The 404-nt window shown below is 76.5% G+C and carries 1 protein-coding gene; it reads right to left on the reverse strand.

Going from position 1 to position 404, the window contains the following annotated elements; genetic code table 11:
* Window positions 1-203: 203 nt before the first annotated feature.
* Window positions 204-404 (reverse strand): hypothetical protein (locus tag DEH69_RS32190; RefSeq protein ID WP_220131192.1); only part of this gene is annotated, 201 nt, incomplete at its 5' end.

Below are 404 nucleotides of genomic sequence, written 5' to 3' on the forward strand. Positions count from 1 at the left end.
AACGGCCAGAAGATGACAGGCTCCAGAACATGGTGGTGGGTGAAGGACTGGCCGCACGCCCCGGTCGTGACCAGGACGGGGCGGGCGGGTGCCCCGGGGCGCGCGGAGGAGGAAGCGGCTCCGGGGATGTCCGCCCGGTCCTGGGCCGGGCGGGCTTGGGCCCGCTGCCACCCGGGCCGCGCACGTTCGCCGGTGGGGCGGCCTCAGGGATGACAGCAGGGGTCAGGGGCGGTGGTGCGGCTGCTCGGGAAGATGCGGTGGGCGGTCGCGTTCGCTCTCGTCCGCGCGGGCCATCGCGTAGCGGCGGCGTACGCAGCGGGGGCAGGCGTGTGGTCCTTTGTGCGGGCCGCGGCGGCCAGCAGCCGCCCGACCGGGGCGGCGAGCGCGGGGGATTCGCCCAACGG

Source organism: Streptomyces sp. PT12 (assembly GCF_003311645.1).
GTDB lineage: Bacteria > Actinomycetota > Actinomycetes > Streptomycetales > Streptomycetaceae > Streptomyces.